The following is a 24,703-nucleotide window of genomic DNA, read 5'->3' as shown; positions in this document are numbered from 1 at the left end:
CGATCATCCCCATGTGAGCTAAATCACTGCGCTAGCCTCGTCGTCCACTGTCCGATCAGGTCGGTCATCTCATCTGCTTGAGTGGGGTCGACTGTGATGACGTCTACGGAGCACCCCGTGCTGACACGGCCCAATCGTCGGATACTTGGACGGTCGTGCAGAGCTGGTGTCACGAGTGCAGCGGCATCGGCCGAGAAAGCGCCAGCATGAGCGATGAGCTGGTATATCTCGTCTTCGGTGACTTTTTCACCTGACTTCCTGTATTTTGCGTCAAGCAAACCGGTCTTGCCATTTCCCCTGATCACGATATCTGGATCGGCTCTTTTACGCATAGGCTCCCCCTCTCCTTCGATTGCATGAAAGAGAGGAATCTTCTGAGACTTTCCGTCTGTCACCGTGAAATTAGGCGGGACTGTACTTTGGCAGAGAGTACGCACAGCCTCTTCGAAGATTCGATCAATGTTGACCCAGGCGCTGAAGGGAGAAGTGCCTGCCTTTCGAAAATTGAACGGGACGCCGCGTATTATGGCTTCCGCCATGCGGAGAGTCGCTTGGAGATCTGCGCTGTTTCTGGGAGAAAGTGATGGGAACGCTGGATCGGGGAGCATCTGGGCTCCCGAAAGCATTTGCATGCATCGCTGCACCGTTATTCTTGCCTCATCGTGATCGCGAAGTAGATGCTCGGCACGATTGCAAGCGGCAAGGAGGTACCTATTTACCTCGGTGTCTTCGGATAGGTTACGGTAGCGGATTGCCAAGAGGTCATGCCGGCCACGGCTCCACAATGTGCGCACTGTTTCGCCGACATGGATCTTTCCTCTGACTCGACTACTACGTGCAGAAGTTGCTATGTATTCCTTTTGCACTCCGGACATCAACTCCCTTTCGACCATGGCGGAAAATTCTCGTGCAATCGCCGCGAGCGGAGGTAGGGTTGAACCGGACTGAGCTGTCTGTGGGGCTTGCCTTCGCCCGCTAGACGAAAGATTGAGGCAGGCGTCGACAGTTCCCGGAACCATTTCCTCGACAGTGATGACAAGGTCCTCATGGATGACGATCGTGCCAGCGTATGGCCCGATTTCAATGTCGAATCCGAATCGACCTGGTCGAATAGAGGCCACCTTCGATTGGGCCCAAGAGAGATTCTTCAGCTCTTCCAGGGAGTGACCCACTTCCTGATAGGTGAGCTGAAGGCGACCGTACGTCGTGGTTCTCACGCCTCTTCCTCGGTGCCTGAAGCGGCCCAGCCGTACTTCGGGTGCCTCCAGACGTATCCATTTTCGATCTTCTCAGGGTTGGGGTACGTAGTAATACCGCCTCGACGCAAGAAGTATCGCAGTGATTCATGCCACAGGTCGTGCAAATCATGTTCATCACGCATTCCAACGAATAGACCGTGTCCGAAGGGAGCGTCTTCAGGGAGGCCATCGAACCATTGCAGTACGTGACTCCTCAGGTCGCTCGCCATGCCGGCCTCATGCAGGATTGTGTCGAGGGCGTCACGACTGCGCGGAATTTCCACCTGCCGCAACCTTCTGACCAAAGCGTCGTCCATGTTAACGACACTTCGGTCAGTAGGGTTCATCGTGGCGATTATGACCAAGTTCGGTGCTATAGAAACCGGTTTGTTTAGACCTGGAACGAGGAACGGGCGATTCCTATACTCGATGTAAGTGAGTAGTTCTCCGAGTACATTCGCGACATCGGCTCTGCTTAGCTCGTCGACGATCAGTACGTGCGTCTTATCAGGTGATGCCAGCGCTGCATCGTTAATCTGCACTAGTGCTCCGGGTGAAGGGGCGAAGCCTCCGTTGCTAGGAGCAAGCCCTCCAACGAACTCCTCATAAGTAAATGCTGCATGGAATTGAACTGTCAGAATCCGTGTGCTGTCCCCTTCCGCGAGGGTCATGGCGACATTTTGGGCTACTCTCGTCTTCCCAGTTCCCGCGGGGCCGACGAGCGCTACGATCTGGCGTCCTCCGTAGCGGCGGCATTTGTCAACGATCAGATTTTTGAGTCTGATGTCTGAGTCGGCCTGGATGGGAGACGGCTTATATGATGCCGCGCCAAGCCAACGCACATACTCTCCACGATCTGTGAAGTGCTCCGGTGCGGGAGAGGCTTCAATGGTTTCGTCGAGGAGTGGAACGAATTCTTGTTCGAGATAGCGATACCCGTCTGGCCGATCGCGGTTTTCCAGGAAAAGGTTCTTGAAGGCAGCGCGAGAGAACCAGGTGTCTAGCCTGTCGGACTGATTTGCTCCATCGTCAGGGCGCCGGGGGCCGAGAATCTGCTCCATCAGGCCTGGGTCGTTTGGGTTGTACCCGGCCTGCAAGCGTGCTTGAGAAATCTTTTCTATCGCTGGCTCAATATCAGACTCCTGCAGGCACGTCGTCACGCATCGCCCCAGCTCCTCCCAGTGGAGCTTGTTGTCTAGTTTCCTCATGATGCGCCAGATGGCCAGGAGCGGCCTGATGTCAGTTCCCGGGGGGTAAGTGTCTCGGGTAAGAGGGTTGGCAAGCTGATATCGGGCCAGAGCGGGAGCTACCATTTGGGCGAGTTGGGTGCGATAGGTGAGGAAAATTTGCTGGCCAAAATCATCAATTCGCTGATATTGGTCGTTCAGGAGGAGCAGTATTCTTTCGCCCAGTTCGGTCGAATGCAGGGTGCCATTCTCTTCGTATAGCAGACCGATTCCGCGAAACAGCGTCATGTACGTCCGGAAGCGCTGATCTGCTTGCCTCTGAAGTTCAGGGGCGACCTGCTTGCTCCTGATTTGCATCTTTTTGCGCACTTCTTCATAGGGTGGGGCCCATTGTGCTCCTGAGCAGCTGAGCATCGCGTGGAGGATGGCTGCACCCACGTCGCCGGGTCGTGCCATAGCACGCAGGTCTGGTACGACGTCGCGCCCTGAAAGGTCCCAGTGTTCTTGCATGGAGGCAGGTTGCCACGTTCAGGATCTTCGTGTGGTCCGTTGGCGCGAAGTCGAGTTCAGTAGCTCGGCAGCGCGGCCGGCGGAGTCTCCATGTCTGAGTCAGGGCGACGAGCGCCGGCCGATGGTGTGGGCGGCGCCCGTATAGGCCAAGGCTTTAAGTCTGGCCTCATCATCGGGTCGATCGGGTACCACGCGGCCGGTGGAGTCCCAATGACCGAGTCAAGCCTGTGGGGCGCCGCTCATCGGTTGAGAACGGCGCCCCGTGCAGGCGTTGCGTGACGCTGCCCCTCGATGCCAACTACGGGCACAGTGGTCGCTGAGGTCTCCTGGGCACGTCAAACGGGTGCCTGTGGCCGCCAGTGGTCCGGAGTGGCTGCGGTGGTTGCTTTACTTAGCTGCTGTACAGCACTCGCGCTGACGGCCGCCTTAGGAGTTCGATCAGGCGCTGGTCTGCGCGCTGTCTCCCGTCGCAGCGCCGACGAGACAGGGGACGCTTTGTACGGGCGCCGGGGAATCAGGTGGCTCAGTCGTGGAGTCCGATCTGAGCGCGAAGTGATTTTCGGCGCCCATGGAATAGGACTTGGTCCTCGATTTCCTGCAGGACTGCAATAAGCTTTTGCCCTTCGAATGCCACTTGCTTCAACCGTTGATCCTCGCTCTCCTTGCTTGATGCCATTCGAGCCTGCCATTTATAGTGCACAAACCCATTTCTTAGTTCCATGAGGTCGGTCATGTTGCGTATGATGTCTTTTTCGATCGGTGTCGCACCCAATGACGTCCACACGTCCTTCACCTTCAGATGGAAGCTGCAACTGCGGACCAGGGCCACCGCTACTCCTTCGGGGACGTTAGAGCGGCGGCTCAGGCTGATCAGGATGTTGTTTATCCAATGCTCGACCCACGTGGCGTAGAAGAGGATTGAAAACCAGTACTCCTCGGCATCCAGGGCCTCGGTCGCCTTGCGGAATAGGTCGGTAGAGTGATCGGTCACCCAATAAAATTCATCGTCGGGCGACTCATCTTCCCGCTCGTTCGCTGAATCGCGAGAGTCTGGTTCATTGAGGATGTCGAATAGTGCAGCGCTTACTACTTCCTCGTCGGTCATGCCCTCTATATCGATTGCGCCGCTGTTGATGAATCTATCTACGACTCCCCACGCTAGCCGTTTCCCAACTTGCTTATAAAGCGAGAGATCGAGTTCATCCATGAGACGTAGTGTGGCATTCGCCCCACGCAGGAGTCAGCCGAATAATGAGGTCGGTGGAGCGACTTTGGCCGGGAGCTGCTTTGGCGCGAGTGATCATGGCCCCGTAAGCTTCCGGCGCGTCGGGCAGTCTGTGGACCTGCCCGTTAAAGCACGACGTTGGGGCCATGATCTTCGAGGCTCGCGCCAAAGTGGCTGGCTAAAGTCGCGGAGCCGACCGCCCCAGCCGCAGAGGGGTTGTCCCTCTCATGGCCGCGCCCGCCGTCCGGCCAGTGGCTCGGTGCGCAGCGGGCCGTACGAACGCCAGCGCATCTGGCAGCGTCGGCCCGCATGCCGCCGTCACCACGATCCGGCCTCTTTCGGTGACACAAAGCGTCTCTGACCTTCACCGTTAGGGATCACCGTTCGTCCCCGTGCCCGTGTTGGAATGTGGCCGCTGCGTGCGGCGACGGACGGGCGGCGACGTGCGGCCGGTGGCGAAGACATGGAGGCGGCGCGGCGGCGACCGGCCGGCGCCGCCGCGCTTGGCGCGGCCCTCGGGTCTTGATCCGACCTACCGGAAGTAGGCAACCGGGTGGAAAGGGGTACGCGGTGGCCCCGGTAGCGGGGCGTTGGGGTCGAGTTGCTGTTGCGTCTTTCCCTTCCTGAGGCCGGATCGTGGTGACGGCGGCATGCGGGCCGGGAGCGGCCGTTGATGCGCTTGGGCGGAGGGTGCGGCGGTCGGGTTGGCGATGTCCCAAGAGCGCTGTTGACCGCCGGACCCGCGAGCGAAGCGAGCCTTGATGATGTAGGGAAACTTCCACCGCGCCAAGATCCGGAGCGTCTGAACAGGGCTGTCCGTCTGTCTGCCTGGTCCGCTACCGTGCGTTCCATGTCATCTGCCTTGGACACGCCCCAGGGGGCGGCCGAACTGGCTGAGTCCCTGTTGCCTCCGCTCGGAAACCGTTGGTTGCACACCCAAGCTGTCGCCCAACGTGCTCGCGAGGCTTCGCCGGCCGTGGCCGAAGATGACCGTGACCTCCTGATCGCTGCCGCATGGCTACACGACATCGGTTACGCCCCGGGACTGAGGGACACCGGTTTCCACCCGCTCGACGGTGCGCGCTACCTGGAAACGCTCGGTGCGCCTTCACGTCTCGTGCGGCTGGTCGCCCACCACTCCGGCGCCGCGTATGAGGCTGAGCAGCGCGGCCTGACTGCTGAACTGGCCGTGTACGAGCGGGAGGACTCGCCGGTTCTGGACGCGTTGATTTACGCCGACATGACCACTGGCCCCGCGGGACAGTCCTTCGACTTTGACCGGCGGATTGATGAGATCTTGGTTCGGTACGAGCCGGGCAGCGAGGTGCACACCGCGATCAGCAAAGCTCGGCCGTACCTGGGCGCCGCTGTTGACCGTACGCGTGCGCGTCTCGCTGATCAGCCGATGTAGGGCTCGGGTCGGCTGGCCAAACCGTGATCGATCCGCATGCGCATGGACGGGTGGATGTTCAGCTCGTCCAGCTTGCTCGGAGCGACGAACGCGACTTCCTTGCTCTCGCTGCTCGTCCGTACCTCGCCGCCGGTGATGCGCGCCCGGAAGCAGATGGAGAACTGCTGCCGGACCTCGCCGTCGTCGTACGCCATGACGTGCGCCGGATTCGTGTAGATGCCGACTAGGCCGGTCACCTCCACATCGATCCCAGTTTCTTCCTTTGTCTCGCGCACGGCTGCGTCGGGAGCGGATTCTCCAACATCAACCCCGCCTCCGGGGAGCGCCCACAGATCGTTGTCCGTCTTGTGGATCAAGAGGAGTTCCCCAGCATCGTTCGTGGCCACCGCCGTGACCGAGGGAACGATGCTGTTCGCCTTCGGGGCGTTCGGATCGTTGAAGTAGTCGACGCGTGCCATGCACCCAGCGTCGCATGCCTCGGTGCCGAAGCGATGGGCTACGTGGGCCGTCCTCGCTCCCATGCGTAGTCGAAGCTCCGCATGTAGTGCCGGAATGTGCGGGCGCCGGGGAGGTAGCGGAAGTGCAGGACCGGGTTCTGTCCGGCCGGCGCACCGAGGACGTGCGGGTTCACCAACACGTCATCGTCGAACCGGTAAACCGAGTTGTAGAGGATGGTGTCGTGGAGTCGAACCTCAACACCTGGCGTGGTCATCGCCGGTTCGAGGTAGCGACGGGTGATACGTGCGCGCGCCGCCAGATCGCCGCCGATGCCTTCCTCCTCGCCCCGCTGTCGGACTGCTTCTGAGTCAGGGTCGCCCAGGAGGATGCGCACTTGGGCACCAGCCTTCGCCTTCTCCGCCAATAGGTCCGGCAGGTCCGGGTGGCTGTCGAAGAGGAACAAGCCTGCGTAGACGAGGATCCCGACTTGGTCTGTCGCCTTCTCGATGAGCGATGACCACAACGACGCGGGAACCGCGCCTCGGTGCGGGTAATACGTGATCAGCTCAGAAGTGCTGGCTGTCTCGGCCTGCTTCTCGACCGAGGGCCAGAGGTACACCTCGTCAACGCCCAGGAAGCTAGCGGCCTTCCACCGGTGTCCTCGGTGTGGTGTGCGGCCGGTGGTGATCCACCGCTCGACGCTCTTCGGGTCTACGCCGACGTGCTGAGCAACCGACTGGATCGTCTCGCCCTTTGCCGAAATCGTCGCGCGCAGACGCTCGTTCGCCATGACGTGCCCTTCTGGGGGGACGTATCGGGGACTTTTTGACGATAGCTCAGACGTCCCTAAACGTCCATACGGACCGTGATGTGTCCACCACCTTTCGCGATCTCCTGATCTCACCGTCGGACAAGGCGGTTCCGACTCCCGAAAATCAGGAGACAGAGATGCGTCAGATCCCCGTCGAGACCTCCGGCGCGACCGTGATGGTCGCGCAGCCTCCGCAGAAGAAGGTCGCCAACCGTGAGACCGGCCAGGTGGCCGTGGATCGGGACAGCGGCGAGACCCTGTGGACCGTGGATGTGTTGTTCGTAATGAACGGCAACGCAGAGGTTGTCACAGTGGCCGTGCCGGAACCGGGCCTGTCGGGTGAACTCGCCATGGGTACGCCGGTCGCCCTCACGGGCCTGGTTGCCCGGCCGTGGGAGAACGAGTTCAACGGCCAGAAGCGGCACGGGATCAGCTTCCGGGCGATCGCGGTGACCTCGCTGGTGGACGCTGCCGCGAAGCCGAAGGCGGCTTAAGCCATGACGCGGTTAGTGATCGCGCTCGCGGTCCTGGTCGGGCTGGCGCTGCTGCTGAAGTGGCGCCGCCCCGTCTGGTACTGGCTGACCTTTGGCGTGCTGCTCGCCACGGTGCGGGTCCGCTGGCGCTATGCGGCCGTGATGGACGCCTGCCACCTCACGGTGCCGGCCTCTCGCCTGCGCCTGGCGCTGGCGCGCTGGTTCAACAAGCCGGTACCGCAACAGCGGGTGCCCCGCCTGATGTGGGTGCGGCCGACCCGGACCGGCCTGCGGTTGCGGATCAAGATGCGGCCCGGTCAGGACGCCTTCGAGTTTTCCGCCGCCGCCGATCGGCTGCGCCACTCCTTCGGCGTCCATCAGGTCACCTCCCGTGAGGTCAAGCCGGGCGTTGTCGAGATCGCCCTGACCGGCTACGACGTGCTCAAGCGGGTGCAGATGCCGGCTCGGACGGACCGGGGCCTGTTGAAGATCCCGATTGCGCTGGTTGAAGACGGCTCGGTGCACTACCGCGACTACCGCGAGGTACCGCACTCGATCACGGTCGGCGCCACGCAGTCCGGGAAGTCCGTCACCCAACGCACCGTGATCAAGGAACTCGCCTCGCAGCCGGTGGCGCTGGTCGGGATCGACTGCAAAAAGATCGAGCTTGGTCCGTTCGCCCGCCGCCTCTCTGCTCTCGCCGACAACCCCGACGATGCCGCCGATCTCCTCGAAGCACTCGTGAGCAGGATGGAAGGCATCTACGACGTGATCCGGCGTGAGCAGCGGATCGGCGCGGACACCCCTGACGGTGCGATCGCCGCGAACATCTGGGACCTGCCCGAGGAACTGCGTCCGGTGCCGATCGTGGTCACCATCGACGAGATCGCCGAACTCGCGCTGACCACCAAACGGCAAGATCCCCGCCGGGACCGGATCGTCACCGCGCTGGTCCGGCTGGCCCAACTCGGGCGCGCGGCCGGCATCTTCCTCGACATCTATGGCCAGCGCTTCGGCTCCGAACTCGGCGACGGCATCACCATGCTGCGTGCCCAGCTCACCGGCCGGGTGGTCCACCGCGTCAACGACGAGGCCACCGCCAAGATGGCTTTCGGAGACATCTCCCCGCACGCCGTGTTCGTCGCTACGCAGATCCCCAACAACCGGCGCGGCATGGCCGTGGTCGGCTACTCCACAGGCGAATGGGTCCGCATCCGCACCCCGCACACCTCGATGCGGCAAGCGGTAGCGGCCTGCAACCGGTACGCCGACCTGACCCCGGATATCCCGGAACTGGCCCGCTTCCGCCCGCTGGTCGACCTGGTCCCCATCGAGTCGCCCGCGGTGGCCGAAGCCGCCTGATCCTCCCCGCTTCACCGGTCGGCGTGACCGTCTCACGCCAGGTCCCTACCCGAGCCATGCCCGATGAAGGAGATCACCCGCCATGTGCCCCAACTGCGAGGACTTCGCCCGCACGGTGGTGATGCTCGGACAGCTCGCCCTGTACGCCGACACCACCGGCGCTGACCTCGACTTCGTGGAGTCCGTCAGTGCCTCCTTGGCAGTCTCGCTCCCCGAACCGCCGCCCGGCATCTTCCCGCCCGGCTACGACCCCAACGCTGGCCCCGAGTACCCCGGCGAGGGGTGGTGACCGTGGCCACCACCGGCAAGCGCACCCGCCGCCCAGCTCCCAAGCCGCCGAAGTGCCCCGACTGCGACGGCAAGGGCGAGATCACCGAAGCCGTCCGCGTCGGCGCCCGCAAAGGCCGTCTCACCGACGACCGGCAAGCCGTCCTGTGCCTCACCTGCTGGGGCAGTGGCGAAGCCCCCACCGACTGAAGCCCCGCCCGGGTGGGGCGGCCGGACTTCGATCCCCGCCCCGCCCCAGCTCGACTCCTAGGAAGGAGGAACCGCGATGCGCCCCATCGTTCGCCCGGACGCCGTCCTCGTACAGGCCGTGATCGCCGGTGCGCTGTCCTTCGCCCACCTTCACGATCTGGCGTCCGCGGCCGGACAGTCTGGCTGGAAGGCCTGGGCCTACCCGGTCTCCGTCGACCTGCTCTTGGTCGCCGCCTGGCGCCGCCTGCGCTCGGCCGGCCCGTCCCGGCTGGCCTGGTGTTGGTTCCTGATCGCCCTGGTCGCCTCGCTCGGCGCCAACGTCGCCACGGCCGGCTTCCTCGACCTGGCCCACCCCCCGGCCTGGCTGCGCTTCGGTATCGCCGGATGGCCCGCCCTGGCGTTCCTCGGCGGCACCCTCCTCGCCCACTCCGCCGGCGAGCCGACACCTGCCGCGCCCCCGGCCACCGCCCCCGTGCTGGAGGTCGAGCGCGAACCGGCGCCCGCGCCCGCCCCGGAGCCTGCCCCGGCTGCCGCTGTCGACGACACCCCGGCCCTGCCTGTCGCCGACCCGACGCCCGCTCCGCCCTCGGCTTCGGCCGTGGCGGTCCCCGCGGCGCTGGTGGCTCACGCACGCAAGGTCGCCGCCGACCACCAGTCCCGGACCGGCTCCCCGATCGACACCAACACCCTGCGCGCCCGCCTCGGCGTCCCCGCTTCGATGGCCGACGCGATCGCTGCCCAACTCGCCTAATAAACGAAGGAGTTCACCTCATGGGTCTGTATCAGATCTGGCGCACGCTGCACCGTATCGGGACCACTCAGGTCGGCACTGCGCACGGACGGCGGGGACAGATCAAGTACGTCGCCGCGTGCACCATCCCCGACTGCGGATGGTCCGCCGAGTACGACGACGTGAGCCCCGCCATGATCGCCGCCCAGGGCCACCGCTGCCCCGTCCGCTGAGGGAGACCGGCTCATGACCGTGCCGCTGTGGTTCTTCATCGCCTGCCTCGGCCTGGTCGGCATCAAGCTCGTCCGCCCGCCCTGGTGGCTCGTCGTCGTGCTGCTGATCGGCGGCTACCTCCTCGCCGACAGCTTCCTTGCCCCCGCCATCGACACCGCCACGAAGTGAAAGGAGAACATCCCATGCTCCGTCCGAAGATCCCCACCATGCCGACCCCGACCGGCCACGTCACCCCGCCGGCCGTCGTCGAGCCGACCGTCATCATCCCCAGCCCCCCGGCGACGCAGCACGTCCCGATGTTCCCGGCGGCTCCCGCGTCGTCCCGGCCCACGGTCCAGCTCACCCCCGGTGCGCTGGTCGTCCTCGTCGGCGGCGGTACCGCCGTAGTCCTCGTCGTCGGCGCTGTCCTGGTCTCGATGCTGCTGGCGGTCGCCATCACTGCGGTCTCGGTCGCCGTGTGCGCTGTCGTCCTGCGTTCGCTGCTCGCCTCGGAGACGAAGCGCCGCTGAACGGCCCCCGGAGCGGCCTCTACCGCCAAGTTTCGTCCGCTCCGGGCGCCTTCCCACCTTCCAGATCCAACGGACCCGAAAGGTCAACTTCATCATGCCTCAGCACGCCCCGAATGTTCCCATCTGCCGCGACTGCGACGGCTTCGCCTCGGTCGCCATCGACGCCGGCACCCGCAACGCCGACGGCACCCGCGCCACGGTCCGCGTCGACTGCCCGACCTGCAAGGGCACCGGCCACACCGCCCCCGCCGCCAACCTGGCCCATGCCGGGAGGTGAGCAGTGACGCTCCTTCGCGTACTCGATCTGTTCTCCTGCTCCGGTGGCGCCGGTATGGGATACCACCGGGCCGGGTTCGCGGTCGACGGCTGCGACATCGCCGACCGCCCCCGTTACCCCTTCGCCTACCACCGCGGTGACGCGCTGGAATACCTCGGCCGACTGATCACGACCGGCGACATTGAGCGGTACACCCTCGCGCACGCCTCCCCGCCGTGCCAGAACAAGTGTGGCCTGACCGTGGGCACCAACCAGTCCCAGGGCTGGGGAGGCGTCCACGAGGACCTGGTCGCACCGACCCGGGAACTCCTCGACGCCTCCGGGCTTCCGTACGTCATAGAGCAGCCCAACGGCCGTGCGGAGATCCGTAAAGACCTCACGCTGTGCGGCGAGATGTTCGGCCTCGGCGTACTGCGCCACCGCAACTTCGAACTCGGCCGCTGGGCCACCGCACAGCCGGCCCATCCCAAGCATCGGGGGTACGTGCGCGGTTGGCGCCACGGCGTTTACCGCGACGGCCCGTATGTGGCCGCCTACGGCGACGGTGGCGGCAAGGCCTCGGTCGCCGAGATGCAGCACGCCATGAAGATCACTTGGACCGATGTCCACGAGGAGCTGACCGAAGCCATCCCGCCCGCCTACACGCGATGGATCGGCCACGCATTCCTGACTGCACGCCAGGAGGTATTCGCGTGACCGACGCAACCATTCTGGCGGACCTGGACCCGATCACCCTCGGCGACGTGCTGAGGGTGGCCGGGGAACCCGGCTTCAGCCGCTGGCAAGACCAGATCAAGCGCACGGGAGGATGCGCCGACCCTATTCACCTGCGCGGCTGGGTCCTCCACAAGGACAAGGTCACCGGCGAGACCCTGCACCACTACAACACCGAGAACGAGCCGGGCGGACGCCTTCGCGTCGCCTGCGGCAACCGCCGGGCCTCCCGATGCCCCGCCTGCGCCTGGACCTACGCTGGCGACACGTACCACCTGATCCGCGCCGGTCTCGCCGGCGACGACCGCCGCGACATCCCGGCCACCGTCCGCGATCACCCCCGAGTCTTCGCCACCTTCACTGCCCCCTCGTTCGGTCCTGTCCACAACCGGCCCGACCGTGGCGTCTGCCGGTGTGGCGCCCAACACGCCCAGGGTGACCCAGACCTCGGCACGGCCCTGGACCCTACGAGCTACGACTATGCCAGCGCGGTGCTGTTCAACAACCACGCTGGCGAACTGTGGATGAGGTTCGTCAACCGGCTCCGCCGTGAGATCGCCGCCCGCGCCGGCCTCACCCAACGGGAACTGAAAGAGGTCTGCCGAGTCTCCTACGGCAAGGTCGCCGAGTTCCAGAAGCGCGGTGCCATCCACTTCCATGCCGTGATCCGCCTCGACGGACCCGACGGCCCCCATTCCCCGCCGCCGTCGTGGGCCAGCACCGACCTGCTCACGGACGCCATCCGCGCGGCTACGGCTCACCCCTACAGCAGCGTGAGCGTGCCCGCTGCCGGGGACCAACCGGCCCGCACGTTCCGCTGGGGCCGACAGCTCGACATACGCCCCGTGAAGGCATTCGGCGACGGTTCCGACATCACCGAACAGGCCGTGGCTTCCTACGTAGCCAAGTACGCCACCAAAGCGGCCGAGAACACCGGCACCCTGGACCGCCGCATCGGCGAACTCGCTGAGCTCGACCGCCACGGCGTCCCCGACCACGCCCGCCGCCTGATTACAGCATGTCGCGACCTCGATGAGCTGTACCCCGACCGCCGCCTGTGGGCCTGGGCTCACATGCTCGGCTTCCGCGGCCACTTCAGCTCCAAGTCCCGCCGCTACTCCACCACTCTCGGCGCCTTACGACAGGCGCGCACCGACTTCCGCGCCGCTCAGGAACGTGAAGCCCTCGGTCTGGACGACTGCGAGCCGGACACAGTCCTCGTCCTCGCCGACTGGCAGTACGCCGGCCACGGCCACACCCCCGGCGAATCCGTCCTCGCCGCCACCATCGCCCGAGACCTCCAGCTCAACCGCGAAACCGCCCGCGAAGCCCTATGTGACCAGTTCAGCCAGGAAGGAGCGTCGACGTGAAAGACGAGCTGATGACCGTTCGGGAGGTCTGTGCCGAACTCAAGGGCATCTCACGTCGGACCTTCTACCGCTGGCGCGAGTTGGGGGAGGCGCCCCAGGCCTTCAAGTTGCCGAACGGAGAATTGCGTGTGTGGCGCAGTGACTTCAACGCATGGCTGAACGCCCGAGAGCGGGCCACGGCATGAAGTCTCTCGACGTCAAGGTCTGGGGGGTCCGGAAGAGGAACACCAAGAAGTCGTCCTATGACGTCAGGTGGACTGTTGCCGGCAACGTGTTCTCCGAACAGTTCCGCACCAAGGGGCTTGCGGACCACTACCGGGCCAAGCTCCTCCGCGCCACCCGTGACGGCGAAGAGTTCGACACGGTCACGGGACTGCCTGACTCGATGGTCGAGAAGGCGCCTTCGACAACCTGGTACGCCTTCGCTCTGAAGTATCTCGCCATGAAATGGCCGCACGCTGCACCGAACACGCGCAACGGGATCAACGAGTCGCTGACTGCCGTGACGATGGCTCTCCTCGACGATCGTCAGGGGCGGCCGTCCGACGATCTGCTCAGGAAGGCACTGCGCAACTGGGCCTTCGTCCTGCCTGGCCCCGGTGATCGCGAATTGCCGACCGAGATCGCGAACACGCTGCACTGGGTGGCCAAGGCTTCACGTCCTCTTTCGGACCTTGGCGACGCTGCGATAGGGAGGGCAGTTCTGGACTCGCTCAAACTGAAGCTGGACGGGACAGCGGCGGCTGCGGAAACCGTAAGGCGCAAGCGGCGGACACTGGTCAACGCGCTGCATTACGCCGTGGACCTCGGGGAGTTCAAAGAGAACCCGATTACGGCTATCCGCTGGAAGAAGCCGAAGGTGGCCGGTGAGGTTGATCCGCGAGTGGTAGCCAATCCGGTGCAGGCACGTTCGCTCCTCACGGCTGTCTCGTACGTCGGTGGGTATCGCCGAGCGCGTGGTCGTCGACTCGTAGGGCTGTTCGCCTGCATGTATTACGGAGCCCTTCGCCCCGCCGAGGCCGTCGGCCTCACCGCGGTAGATCTGAAGTTGCCAGAGAACGGCTGGGGGACGGCACTGCTGAACCGGACACGTCCCAGTGTCGGTAAGCAGTGGACCGACTCCGGCGAGACCCACGACCACCGAGGCCTCAAGAACAGGCCGGCGGAAGAGGTCCGGCCCGTACCGATCCCGCCCCAGCTCGTCGCCATCCTTCGGGAGCACCTCGACACGTTCGGTACTGCGGAGGACGGGCGGCTGTTCACCAACGAACGCGGGGGAGTGGTCGGCTCCTCGACGTACTACCGCGTCTGGCAGGAGGCCCGCGCGCTGGCGCTTCCGCCGGCTGCGGTCGCCTCCCCGCTCGCGGCTCGCCCGTATGACCTCCGGCACTCGGCGCTGTCGACCTGGCTCAACTCCGGGGTGGACCCGACGGAGGTCGCCGAGCGTGCGGGCAACAGCGTTGAGGTCCTGCTGAGCCGCTATGCCAAGTGCATCGATGGGCGGCAGGAGATCGCCAACCGCAAGATCGAAGAATTGTTGCGCGAGTATGAGTGATCATGTGCGGCGTTAGGCCCAGGTCCCCGGCTTTGTCTGGGGGCCTGAGCCATTACTGCATCTGAGCAGGGGCGTATCCGAAGATCCCGTTTGACCCCCGTGCTCGACTCCGTGGGCACTACAGTTACTTGTGTGCGGCGTGTCACATTGCGTCGCTTGTCAGACGGCTGGGACGCGAACGCTCGCGCGCCCGGCTTGCGTCCGTTGGGGGGTATTGTGCACGAAATGATCAAGGGCTCGAATGTGGCTCTGTCAGCCCTGAGCGAGAACGTCGGTTCGGTGATCGTCAGTTTGGGCTGGGGGAGCCCGACCGGCGAAGGCGATGCAGACGTCTCGGTTCTGCTGCTGGATCTGAACGGCAAGGTTCGTAGCGACACCGACTTCTACTTCTACAACAACCCGGTTGCGGCCGACGGGAGCGTGCAGCTCCTGGGCAAAGCGCCAACGGCGGACGGAAACGAGGACCGGATCAGCTTCGACCTGACTGCAGTCCCGGCCCACGTCGACCGCATCGTCGTGGCTGCCAGCCGGTACAACGGAGCTCGCTTCGGTGAACTTGAGGACGTGCGGCTGTCACTGGCCGACGGAGCCGGTGAGGACCTTCTTCGCTTTGTCATCGACGATGTCGACTCGATGAGCGCGATTATCTTCGGTGAGCTGTATCGGCGCGCAGAAGAGTGGAAGTTCCGCGCTGTCGGTCAGGGCTACGACACCGGTCTAGGCGGCCTGGCCAAGGACTTCGGCGTCGACATCGAGGACGACGAGGAAGCAGTAGAAGCGCAGGACAACGCTGCGATCGACGATCAGGAAGACGCGACGGCCTCGGCCCTGGCCTCGGGCGACGAGCCGAGTTCCCAACGAACGCCAGAGGCTATTCCGTCTCCTCGTCAGCCCGAAGACGGTGGCGAGTTGCGGAAGCGGACTGCTCGACCTCGTACCGCGAAGAAGAAGATTACCCTGCCCAAGGTGGCCAAGAAGAGCTTGGCGGAGAACGAGTCCTGGAGGGAGGCCCGGCTCTTTCCGGTGTCGGCGCTGAAAAGCGACCGGGACCGTGAAATGCGGGCCACCTCGGTGCTGCTGTCGGTGATGGCGCAGGTGCCGGAGTTCGGCAGGAGACTGACCGCAGCCTTCGGAGCGCCAGCAGGCCGCATGGAGACCTTCGCCGAGGTCACCCTGCCGCACGGCGACACACCGCGGCGCCCCGACGGGGTGATCCGCGTCGAGCGGGCCGGCAAGCTGTGGACGGCCCTGGTCGAGACAAAGACCAACGGCAACTCCCTCAAGGCCGATCAGGTGCAGGCGTACATGGACATCGCCGCGCGTCGCGGTTACGAGGCTGTGATCACGCTGTCGAACGACGTAGCGCTGGAGGGCAGTCCGCTCGTTGACGTCAAGATCGATGGACGGCGCAAGCACAAGGTCGCCCTATGGCACCTTTCCTGGGCGGAAGTCGCGCACCAGGCACAGATGCTGATCCGCCACGAGGGCGTCGGCAACGCGGCGCACGCCTGGCTGCTGCAGGAGCTGCTGTACTACCTACAGCACGACAACTCCGGCTGCCACGGCTTCCAGAACATGGGCCCGGCCTGGGTCCCCGTACGCAACGGAATCGACGACGAAACCCTGTGCCAGGGAGACTCGCGCGCGCTGGAGGTCGTCGAGAGCTGGGAGAGGCTCATCCGGCAGGTATGTCTCGGACTCGGCGGCGAACTGGGGCAGAAAGTACTGCCTGTGCAACCCACCAGGCGAGGATCGGATCCAGGGGCACGCCGGAGCCGCTCCGCCGATCAGCTTTGCCTCGATGGAAGACTGCAGGCGGAACTGCGCATCGAGGGAACGCCGGGCATCCTTGCGATCAGTGCGGACCTCCGCACGGGCAAACTGCGCACCTCCATCGAGATCCCTGCACCAGAGCAGGGCTACCCCCTGTCCTGGGCGAAACGGCTCATCCGGAGCTTGGCCGACGCACCGGCGACTCTTCACATTGAAACCCTTGTCGATGGGGAGCAAGGTGGCCCGAGGGGCACCCTGGAACGGCTCCGCCCCGAGCCGGCGGACATGCTCCCGAAGGACAGCGGCACCAGCATCACCGGCTTCCGGCTGTCTTTGATCAAGAGCATGGGAAGCGGCCGCGGCAACGCCGAGTCGGGTTTTATCCGTAGCGTCGACGAGGCGGTGCAGCGCTTTTACTCCACCGTGGTGGTCCATTTGGACCGTGCGACACCTCGCCGAGCATCCTCCAAGGGAGAGGCGACGACGGGCTGAGCCGTAGCAGTCACGTTGGCCGACAAGCTCTGCGCGGCGGCAGCTGGCAGCCATAGGCACCTGTCGGCGAAGGGCTACGGTCATGGAGGAGCGGGCCCCTGGACTCGTCCGGGGGCCTTCCCATTTGCTGGGGCTGACCAGGCAAGATGCCCCAAGATCCTGTCCACGAATAGTCCACAGACCCCGGCATACGGCCGCTCCGGGTCGCATACGCCTGCACATACACGAAGACCCCGGCCTCAGCGTTTCCGCTGGTGACGGGGTCTCTGGGCACCTCATACAGGGTGCCCCCGGCAGGATTCGAACCTGCGCACACGGCTCCGGAGGCCGTTGCTCTATCCCCTGAGCTACGGGGGCGTGTCCCGCGCTGTTGCGCTGACGGGTAGAACCCTACCAGCTCCTTCGCGGTGGTCATGAACGGTTTCCCGGGGGCTCCGCCGCCGCGGCTAGCCCGGACGGGGTGGAAGTGGGGAAAACCCGGACGTGGCCCCCTGGGGCGACCTACTCTCGAGTTGTGCCAGGCGCGTCCGGCCGGGTGCTTGTTGTGGACGACAACAAGGTCATCCGGCAGCTGATCAGGGTCAACCTCGAGCTGGAGGGTCTTGAGGTCGTGACCGCCGCCGACGGTGCCGAGTGTCTGGACGTCGTGCATCAGGTGCGGCCCGATGTCGTCACCCTGGACGTCGTCATGCCCCGGCTCGACGGGTTGCGGACGGCGGCGCGGCTTCGTGCCGATCCCCGGACCCGGAAGCTGCCCCTCGCCATCATCAGCGCCTGTTCGCAGTCGGAGGTCGAGAGCGGCCTCGATGTCGGCGTCGACGCCTTTCTCTCCAAGCCCTTCGAGCCGTCCGAACTCGTCCAGCTCGTGAAGGACTTGATCGAGCGCCGTCCTCAGGCCGGCCGGCAGAACCAGGAGTACCAGCAGCACCAACGGCACCACGAGCACCAGATCGGTCGACAGCAGCAGATCGCTGGGATTCAGGAGATCGGCGGAGTTCAGCAGGCCGGTGCGTACGTCGAAGGCGATGGGGAACTCGACAGCACGCCCGACTCGGGTGTCGCCGGCGCCGCCGATCGCGTCGGGGCCGCCGATCGCGTCGAGCCCGCCGGCCACGCACCCCACGCCGGGCAGCCGGGCGGTTAAGGCCACCCCCCCTCCGCCCACGCTGCCCCGCACGCTCCGCCGGGCACCCGCAAGCCGCCGCCCCGCACGCTCCGCCGGCCACCCGCAAGCCGCCCCGCACGCTCCGCCGGCCACCCGCAAGCCGCCCCGCACGCTCCGCCGGCCACCCGCAAGCCGTCCCGCACGCTACGCCGGGCACCCGAAGCCACCAATCACGCCCCGCCCCGCAACCGCAGCCCAAGTGCACCCCCGCTCCACCACCCCCGCCCCACCACCCCCGTCCACATCCCGGACCCCACGGAAACCAACTCGCCTACCCACCCCCCTCCTCCCCTACCCTTGTCCCCGTGACCCCCGTCGAGCTGTCCCGCACCGTGCTGCACGCGGTGCGTCGTGCCATTGACGTGGGGGAACTCAGTGTGCCGCTGCCCGCACGTGCGGTGGTCACTCCGCCCGGGCCCGGCGGTCGTGGTGACTACGCCACCAACATCGCCCTGCAGTTGGCCCGTCCCGCCGGGCGTCCGGCCCTGCAGGTCGCCGAGATTCTCCGGCCCCACCTCCGTGACACCGTCGGCGTCGCGGAGGTCGAGATCACCGGGCCCGGGTTCCTCAACATCCACCTCGATCACGGCACCGCCACCGCCGCACTCGTCCGCGAGATCCTCGACCACGGTGACCATCTCGAGAACGACTACGGGCACGGCCAGGCCCTCGACGGCCACCTCGTCCCCCTGCGCATCCCCTACGACATCCGCGCCGAAGTCGTAGCCGACACCCTCGTGCGGATCATCGCCACCCAGGGCGGACGCGCCGAGATCGATCATGTGCGTCCCGGTGAACCCGTCGATCTCCGGCCCGTCCCCGCGCCCGAGGACCCCACCCCTCTCGGCCCCGACGCCGCCCGCTGGGCCCTTCTCCACCCCGCCGCCCACGACCGGCCCCGGATCACGGCCGACCATCTCCTCCAGCGCGAGAGCAACCCGCTCTTCCGCGTTCGCTACGCCCACTCCCGCGCCCGAGCCCTGGCCCGCAACGCCGCGAGACTCGGATTCGAGGCCGCCCCCGGCGACGTACCCGACGCGACCGCCGCCCCCCTCACCCGCGCCCTCGCCGAGTACCCCACCGCGCTCGCCCAGGCGGCCGCCCACCGTGCGCCCGATCGGCTCGCCCGGCACCTCGTCGCCGTCGCCGACGGACTGCTCGCCTTTCAGCACACCGTTCTTCCGCTCGGCGAGGAGAAACCCTCGGCCGCCCACCGCGCCCGGCTCGCTCTCGCCGAAGCCGCCGGGACGGTGCTGGCCGGCGGCCTGTCCCTGCTCGGTATCAGTGCACCCGATTACCTGTGAGAGAGCCAGACCAGTCATGAGCCGTTCCGCGCACCCCGCCGGGCCCCGCCACGCCGACGTCCTGCCCGAGGGGCACTACTCGGCCCCGCCCGCCGACCTGAACGCCCTCGACCCCAAGGTGTGGGCGCAGACCGTCACCCGTGACGCGCATGGTGTCGTCACCGTCGGCGGTATCGGCGTCAAGACGCTCGCCGAGCGGTTCGGCACCCCGGCCTACTTCATCGACGAGGCCGACTTCCGGGCCCGCGCCCGCGCGTGGCGCACCGCCTTCGGGCCGGACGCCGACGTGTTCTACGCCGGGAAGGCGTTCCTGTCCCGGGCCGTCGTGCGTTGGCTGCACGAAGAAGGGCTCAACCTCGACGTCTGTTCCGGTGGTGAGCTCGCCACCGCTCTCGCCGGCGGTATGCCCGCCGACCGCATCGCCTTCCACGGCAACAACAAGTCCGTCGAGGAGATCACCAAGGCCGTCGAAGCCGGTGTCGGGCGGATCGTCCTCGATTCCTTCCAGGAGATCGTGCGGGTCGCGCACATCGCCTCGTCCATGGGCAAGCGGCAGCGCGTCCAGATCCGCGTGACCGTCGGTGTGGAGGCGCACACCCACGAGTTCATCGCCACCGCCCACGAGGACCAGAAGTTCGGCATCCCGCTCGCCGACGGGCAGGCCGCCGAGGCCGTGCGCCGTGCCCTTCAGCTCGACGGGCTCGAACTCATCGGGATTCACTCCCACATCGGGTCGCAGATCTTCGACATGTCCGGGTTCGAGGTCGCCGCCCACCGGGTTGTGGGGCTACTCAAGGACATCCGGGACGAGCACGGTGTCGAGCTGCCCGAGATCGACCTCGGCGGTGGTCTCGGCATCGCCTACACCAGCGACGACGACCCCCGTGAGCCCCACGAGATCGCCAAGGCCCTGACCGAGATCGTTTCGCGCGAGTGTGAGGGCGCCCGCCTCCGCACGCCCCGTATCTCCGTCGAGCCGGGCCGTGCCATCGTCGGGCCGACCGCCTTCACCCTCTACGAGGTCGGCACCATCAAGCCGCTCCAGGGGCTGCGTACGTACGTCTCCGTCGACGGCGGCATGTCCGACAACATCCGCACCGCGCTCTACGACGCCGAGTACAGCGTCTGTCTCGCCTCGCGCACCTCGGACGCGGAGCCGATGCTGGTCCGCATCGTCGGCAAGCACTGCGAGAGCGGGGACATCGTGGTGCGGGACGCCTTCCTGCCCGCCGACCTCGCGCCCGGTGACCTCATCGCCGTACCTGCCACCGGCGCCTACTGCCGCTCCATGGCCAGCAACTACAACCACGCGCTGCGCCCGCCCGTCGTGGCCGTGGGCGACGGAGACGCCCGGGTCATCGTCCGCCGTGAGACCGAGGACGACCTGCTGCGTCTCGACGTCGGGTGAGCCTCCGACAGGCAGCGCGGAAGATCTTCCGGTCTTCCGCCGCTGACAAAATGAAATAAACGTCTCACGATCCGGACCAAGGGCAGAAACGCCCGTCCGGTGAGTGAGACTGGTCCAACCGTAGACCGCATGAGGAAACGAGGTCGGATGATGCGTACGCGTCCGCTGAAGGTGGCGCTGCTGGGCTGTGGGGTTGTCGGCTCAGAGGTGGCGCGCATCATGACGACGCACGCCGACGACCTCGCCGCCCGGATCGGCGCGCCCGTGGAGCTCGCGGGCGTGGCCGTGCGGCGCCCCTCCAAGGTCCGGGAGGGCATCGACCCCGCCCTCGTCACGACCGACGCCACCGCCCTCGTCAAACGCGGGGACATCGACGTGGTGGTGGAGGTCATCGGCGGGATCGAGCCCGCCCGGAGCCTCATCACCACCGCCTTCGAGCACGGGGCGTCCGTCGTGTCCGCCAACAAGGCCCTCCTCGCCCAGGACGGGGCCGCCCTCCACGCGGCTGCCGAGGAGCACGGCAAGGACCTCTACTACGAGGCCGCCGTCGCCGGTGCGATCCCGCTGATCCGGCCGCTGCGCGAGTCCTTGGCCGGCGACAAGGTCAACCGGGTGCTCGGCATCGTCAACGGGACGACCAACTTCATCCTCGACAAGATGGACTCGACCGGCGCCGGATATCAGGAAGCCCTCGACGAGGCCACCGCCCTGGGGTACGCGGAGGCCGACCCCACCGCCGACGTCGAGGGGTTCGACGCGGCCGCCAAGGCCGCCATCCTCGCCGGGATCGCCTTCCACACGCGCGTGCGTCTCGACGACGTCTACCGCGAGGGCATGACCGAGGTCACCGCCGCCGACTTCCGCTCGGCGAAGGAGATGGGCTGCACGATCAAGCTGCTCGCCATCTGTGAGCGGGCCGCCGACGGGGGCTCGGTCACCGCGCGCGTGCACCCCGCCATGATTCCGCTGACCCACCCACTCGCCTCCGTGCGCGGCGCGTACAACGCCGTGTTCGTGGAGTCCGACGCGGCCGGCCAGCTGATGTTCTACGGGCCCGGTGCCGGTGGTGCGCCGACCGCCTCCGCCGTGCTCGGTGATCTCGTCGCCGTCTGCCGCAACCGGCTCAGCGGGGCCACCGGCCCCGGGGAGTCCGCGTACGCCGCCCTGCCCGTGTCGCCCATGGGCGATGTCGTCACGCGCTACCACATCAGCCTCGACGTCGCCGACAAACCGGGTGTTCTCGCCCAGGTCGCCACCGTCTTCGCCGAGCACGACGTCTCGATCGATACGGTTCGTCAGCAGGGGAAGGACGGCGAGGCGTCCCTCGTCGTCGTCACCCACCGAGCGTCCGACGCCTCGCTCAGCGGGACCGTCGAGGCGCTGCGCAAGCTCGACACCGTGCGGGGTGTCGCCAGCATCATGCGGGTTGAAGGAGAGTAACCAGCAATGACCCACCAGTGGCGCGGAATCATCGAGGAGTACCGGGACCGGCTGCCGGTGTCCCACAGCACGCCGGTCGTCACGCTCCGCGAGGGCGGTACGCCGCTCGTGCCCGCGCAGGTGCTCTCCGAGCGCACCGGGTGTGACGTCCATCTCAAGGTGGAGGGCGCCAACCCCACCGGGTCCTTCAAGGACCGCGGTATGACCATGGCCATCTCCAAGGCCAAGGAGGAGGGGGCCAAGGCGGTCATCTGCGCCTCCACGGGCAACACCTCCGCCTCTGCCGCCGCCTACGCCGTACGGGCCGGGATGGTCTCCGCCGTGCTCGTGCCGCAGGGCAAGATCGCGCTCGGCAAGATGGGTCAGGCCCTGGTGCACGGGGCGAAGATCCTCCAGGTCGACGGCAACTTCGACGACTGCCTCACCCTTGCCCGGGCGCTCAGCGACAACTACCCCGTGGCGCTGGTCAATTCGGTCAACCCGGTACGTATCGAGGGTCAGAAGACGGCGTCCTTCGAGATCGTGGACATGCTCGGCGACGCCCCGGACATCCACGTCCTGCCGGTCGGCAACGCCGGCAACATCACGGCCTACTGGAAGGGCTACAAGGAGTACGCCGCCGACGGCGTCGCCGAGCGCACCCCGCGCATGTGGGGCTTCCAGGCGTCCGGGTCCGCCCCGATCGTGCGCGGCGAGGTCGTCAAGGACCCCTCGACCATCGCCACCGCCATCCGCATCGGCAACCCGGCGTCCTGGAAGTACGCCCTGGCGGCCCGGGACGAATCGGGCGGGTTCATCGACGAGGTGACGGACCGTGAAATCCTGCGTGCCTACCGGCTGTTGGCCGCGCAGGAGGGTGTCTTCGTGGAGCCCGCGTCCGCCGCGTCCGTCGCCGGGCTGCTGAAGGCCGCCGAGCAGGGCAAGGTCGACCCCGGGCAGCGGATCGTGTGCACCGTCACCGGCAACGGCCTCAAGGACCCCGACTGGGCCGTCGCGGGCGCCCCGCAGCCGGTGACCGTCCCGGTCGACGCGGCGACCGCTGCCGAGCGCCTCGGCCTCGCGTAACCAGGCCCTTCGCGGGGGATAACCCCTACGGGCACCCGACAGAGGGGGCACGGGGGCCGCACGACACGCACCGTGCGCCTCCTGTGCGCCCTATGTCGCCACAGAACCTTCCTTCGATAGGCTGTACTGAACCCGCCCGCCGCATATGCCGCAGCCGCATGTGCCGTGGTGCCGCGCCGCCTTCGCGGCCTTCGGGTCCTTGGTACGTCATCGAATGTCATTCGACGATCACGCAGCTCAAGGAGAGTCAACGAGCGATGGCCGGTCCAGCGTTCCGCGCCGCCGCCGTCCGGGTGCGCGTCCCCGCCACCAGCGCCAACCTCGGTCCGGGCTTCGACGCCCTCGGGCTCGCGCTGGGGCTCTACGACGACGTGGTCGTCCGGGTGGCCGACTCCGGGCTGCACATCGACATCGCGGGCGAGGGCAGCGAGACCCTCCCCCGGGACGAGAACCATCTCCTGGTGCGGTCCCTGCGCGCCGCCTTCGACGCCCTCGGCGGGCAGCCGCGCGGCCTGGAGATCGTCTGCGCCAACCGCATCCCGCACGGTCGCGGCCTCGGCTCCTCCTCCGCCGCGATCTGCGCCGGCATCGTCGCCGCCCGCGCCGTGACCATAGGCGGCGACACCCGGCTCGACGACACCGCGCTGCTGGAGCTCGCCACCGAGATCGAGGGGCACCCCGACAACGTCGCCGCCTGCCTCCTCGGCGGCTTCACCCTCTCCTGGATGGAGCGCGGCGCCGCCCGTGCGATCCGCATGGACCCCGCCGATTCCATCGTTCCGGTGGTTTTCGTCCCCGGGAAGCCGGTCCTGACCGCGACCGCGCGCGGACTGCTCCCGCGCACCGTGCCGCACGTCGACGCCGCCGCCAACGCGGGCCGGGCCGCCCTGCTCGTCCAGGCCCTGACCAGGCGCCCCGAGCTGCTGCTGCCCGCGACCGAGGACCGCCTCCACCAGGAGTACCGCGCCCCGGCCATGCCGGAGAGCGCCGCGCTGGTGGAGCGGCTGCGGGGGGACGGCATCCCCGCGGTGATCTCCGGCGCCGGCCCCACGGTCCTGGCGCTCGCCGACGGCGCGAGCGCCGACAAGGTGGCCGACCTGGCGGGCGAGGGCTGGGCCGCCAACCGGCTGGAGCTGGACAGCCAGGGAGCGAGCGTGCTGCCGCTTGCGCCCTGACACACGGTTGCCGGATTTCGAGAGGGGGAATGTTTGTTGGATCCGGTAGTGTTAACCTCAAGTCTGCACCCGACCCCGCCATGGCGAGGTGCTTCGTGTCCCCGTCCGGGACCAACATTCTTCCGGGAGCTTCCCAAGCCGCCCTGTGTTCCGTATCACGTACCTGAGCCATACGTCGTACGCGGACACTGAGCGGATTGCAGAGCACGCTCCGGAATCGGCGTGACCGAGCCGCCAGGCACAAAACCGGGTGTCACGGCTTCGGGAAGCGCCAATCACCAGAAATTTCTTCCGCCGCTTTGGCGGACCACCGCACCGGCACGGTCCACACAAACCGGACCGAAGCCGGACAGCACAACC

At 66.5% G+C, this 24,703-nt stretch carries 25 protein-coding genes, 1 tRNA gene and 1 pseudogene; 21 read left to right on the top strand and 6 right to left on the bottom strand.

Features of this window, described 5'->3' with window-relative positions; translation table 11 throughout:
• Positions 1-23: 23 nt before the first annotated feature.
• From ACZ7L1_RS26010 to ACZ7L1_RS26000, 3 genes are all read right to left on the bottom strand, one after another.
• Complete coding sequence (locus ACZ7L1_RS26010) at positions 24-1,217, bottom strand: 5-methylcytosine restriction system specificity protein McrC (protein ID WP_471440419.1); 1,194 nt, start codon at positions 1,215-1,217, stop codon at positions 24-26.
• Entirely contained in the window at positions 1,214-2,935 is a 1,722-nt protein-coding gene (locus tag ACZ7L1_RS26005; RefSeq protein WP_471440418.1) for an McrB family protein, read from the bottom strand. The genes ACZ7L1_RS26010 and ACZ7L1_RS26005 overlap by 4 nt, the downstream gene beginning before the upstream one ends.
• Before the next feature lie 523 nt (positions 2,936-3,458).
• Positions 3,459-4,142: a hypothetical protein gene (locus ACZ7L1_RS26000; protein ID WP_471440417.1), complete on the bottom strand. Its 684-nt coding sequence runs from the start codon at positions 4,140-4,142 to the stop codon at positions 3,459-3,461.
• A gap of 868 nt (positions 4,143-5,010) precedes the next feature.
• Here ACZ7L1_RS26000 and ACZ7L1_RS25995 point away from each other — a divergent pair.
• Positions 5,011-5,571, top strand: a complete 561-nt coding sequence (locus ACZ7L1_RS25995) for an HD domain-containing protein (protein ID WP_471440416.1) — start codon at positions 5,011-5,013, stop codon at positions 5,569-5,571.
• Here the strand turns inward: ACZ7L1_RS25995 and ACZ7L1_RS25990 are convergent.
• Complete coding sequence (locus ACZ7L1_RS25990) at positions 5,559-6,029, bottom strand: NUDIX hydrolase (RefSeq protein WP_471440415.1); 471 nt, start codon at positions 6,027-6,029, stop codon at positions 5,559-5,561. The two genes, ACZ7L1_RS25995 and ACZ7L1_RS25990, sit on opposite strands and share 13 nt — an antisense overlap.
• Before the next feature lie 38 nt (positions 6,030-6,067).
• On the bottom strand, positions 6,068-6,799 hold the full coding sequence (locus ACZ7L1_RS25985; protein WP_471440414.1) for an XRE family transcriptional regulator: 732 nt from the start codon (positions 6,797-6,799) through the stop codon (positions 6,068-6,070).
• Between the two features lie 158 nt (positions 6,800-6,957).
• On the opposite strand from ACZ7L1_RS25985, the gene ACZ7L1_RS25980 reads away from it, so the two are divergent.
• The 14 genes from ACZ7L1_RS25980 (at position 6,958) to ACZ7L1_RS25915 (ending at position 16,786) form a co-directional block, all read left to right on the top strand.
• Positions 6,958-7,314, top strand: a complete 357-nt coding sequence (locus ACZ7L1_RS25980; protein WP_471440413.1) for an SCO3933 family regulatory protein — start codon at positions 6,958-6,960, stop codon at positions 7,312-7,314.
• Between the two features lie 3 nt (positions 7,315-7,317).
• Positions 7,318-8,655 carry an FtsK/SpoIIIE domain-containing protein gene (locus ACZ7L1_RS25975; protein ID WP_471440412.1) on the top strand — a complete coding sequence of 446 codons (1,338 nt, stop codon included), beginning with the start codon at positions 7,318-7,320 and terminating at the stop codon, positions 8,653-8,655.
• 82 nt (positions 8,656-8,737) lie between these two features.
• Positions 8,738-8,944 (top strand): hypothetical protein, encoded by a 207-nt coding sequence (locus tag ACZ7L1_RS25970; protein WP_471440411.1) that lies wholly within the window; start codon positions 8,738-8,740, stop codon positions 8,942-8,944.
• A gap of 2 nt (positions 8,945-8,946) precedes the next feature.
• Positions 8,947-9,132 (top strand): hypothetical protein, encoded by a 186-nt coding sequence (locus ACZ7L1_RS25965; protein ID WP_471440410.1) that lies wholly within the window; start codon positions 8,947-8,949, stop codon positions 9,130-9,132.
• A 76-nt stretch (positions 9,133-9,208) separates the two neighbouring features.
• Positions 9,209-9,883 (top strand): DUF2637 domain-containing protein, encoded by a 675-nt coding sequence (locus ACZ7L1_RS25960; RefSeq protein ID WP_471440409.1) that lies wholly within the window; start codon positions 9,209-9,211, stop codon positions 9,881-9,883.
• A 20-nt stretch (positions 9,884-9,903) separates the two neighbouring features.
• Positions 9,904-10,095, top strand: a complete 192-nt coding sequence (locus tag ACZ7L1_RS25955) for a mobile element transfer protein (protein ID WP_471440408.1) — start codon at positions 9,904-9,906, stop codon at positions 10,093-10,095.
• 13 nt (positions 10,096-10,108) lie between these two features.
• Positions 10,109-10,264, top strand: a complete 156-nt coding sequence (locus ACZ7L1_RS25950) for a hypothetical protein (protein ID WP_471440407.1) — start codon at positions 10,109-10,111, stop codon at positions 10,262-10,264.
• Between the two features lie 14 nt (positions 10,265-10,278).
• Positions 10,279-10,605 carry a SpdD-like protein gene (locus ACZ7L1_RS25945; RefSeq protein WP_471440406.1) on the top strand — a complete coding sequence of 109 codons (327 nt, stop codon included), beginning with the start codon at positions 10,279-10,281 and terminating at the stop codon, positions 10,603-10,605.
• Between the two features lie 94 nt (positions 10,606-10,699).
• The gene (locus tag ACZ7L1_RS25940) at positions 10,700-10,882 is read left to right on the top strand and encodes a hypothetical protein (RefSeq protein ID WP_471440405.1); all 183 of its coding nucleotides are present in this window, start codon (positions 10,700-10,702) and stop codon (positions 10,880-10,882) included.
• A gap of 54 nt (positions 10,883-10,936) precedes the next feature.
• A complete protein-coding gene (locus ACZ7L1_RS25935; protein WP_471440448.1) occupies positions 10,937-11,578 on the top strand; it encodes a DNA methylase in 642 nt (213 codons plus the stop codon).
• On the top strand, positions 11,575-12,966 hold the full coding sequence (gene repSA / locus ACZ7L1_RS25930; protein WP_471440404.1) for a replication initiator protein RepSA: 1,392 nt from the start codon (positions 11,575-11,577) through the stop codon (positions 12,964-12,966). Before ACZ7L1_RS25935 ends, repSA begins: the two co-directional genes overlap by 4 nt.
• Positions 12,967-12,977: 11 nt before the next feature.
• Positions 12,978-13,151, top strand: coding sequence for a helix-turn-helix transcriptional regulator (locus ACZ7L1_RS25925; protein ID WP_471440447.1), 174 nt, complete (start codon positions 12,978-12,980; stop codon positions 13,149-13,151).
• Positions 13,148-14,521, top strand: coding sequence for a tyrosine-type recombinase/integrase (locus ACZ7L1_RS25920; RefSeq protein ID WP_471440403.1), 1,374 nt, complete (start codon positions 13,148-13,150; stop codon positions 14,519-14,521). The genes ACZ7L1_RS25925 and ACZ7L1_RS25920 overlap by 4 nt, the downstream gene beginning before the upstream one ends.
• A 225-nt stretch (positions 14,522-14,746) precedes the next feature.
• Entirely contained in the window at positions 14,747-16,786 is a 2,040-nt protein-coding gene (locus tag ACZ7L1_RS25915; protein WP_471440402.1) for a TerD family protein, read from the top strand.
• 285 nt (positions 16,787-17,071) lie between these two features.
• On the opposite strand, the gene ACZ7L1_RS25910 is transcribed toward ACZ7L1_RS25915, so the two are convergent.
• Positions 17,072-17,143: transfer RNA gene (locus ACZ7L1_RS25910), tRNA-Arg, on the bottom strand.
• Between the two features lie 109 nt (positions 17,144-17,252).
• Here ACZ7L1_RS25910 and ACZ7L1_RS25905 point away from each other — a divergent pair.
• From ACZ7L1_RS25905 to thrB, 6 genes and pseudogenes are all read left to right on the top strand, one after another.
• A pseudogene (locus ACZ7L1_RS25905) lies at positions 17,253-17,690 on the top strand (response regulator); the annotation flags it as partial.
• A gap of 566 nt (positions 17,691-18,256) precedes the next feature.
• Complete coding sequence (gene nrtL / locus ACZ7L1_RS25900; protein ID WP_471440401.1) at positions 18,257-19,255, top strand: ArgS-related anticodon-binding protein NrtL; 999 nt, start codon at positions 18,257-18,259, stop codon at positions 19,253-19,255.
• Positions 19,256-19,271: 16 nt separating this feature from the next.
• Entirely contained in the window at positions 19,272-20,663 is a 1,392-nt protein-coding gene (gene lysA, locus ACZ7L1_RS25895) for a diaminopimelate decarboxylase (protein WP_471440400.1), read from the top strand.
• Between the two features lie 150 nt (positions 20,664-20,813).
• Complete coding sequence (locus ACZ7L1_RS25890) at positions 20,814-22,103, top strand: homoserine dehydrogenase (RefSeq protein ID WP_388991439.1); 1,290 nt, start codon at positions 20,814-20,816, stop codon at positions 22,101-22,103.
• 6 nt (positions 22,104-22,109) lie between these two features.
• Positions 22,110-23,168, top strand: a complete 1,059-nt coding sequence (gene thrC / locus ACZ7L1_RS25885) for a threonine synthase (RefSeq protein WP_471440399.1) — start codon at positions 22,110-22,112, stop codon at positions 23,166-23,168.
• 257 nt (positions 23,169-23,425) lie between these two features.
• Complete coding sequence (gene thrB / locus ACZ7L1_RS25880) at positions 23,426-24,343, top strand: homoserine kinase (RefSeq protein WP_471440398.1); 918 nt, start codon at positions 23,426-23,428, stop codon at positions 24,341-24,343.
• Positions 24,344-24,703 lie beyond the last annotated feature (360 nt).

Source organism: Streptomyces sp. NPDC107546, assembly GCF_055639175.1.
This window is presented reverse-complemented; position numbering and strand designations above follow the sequence as displayed.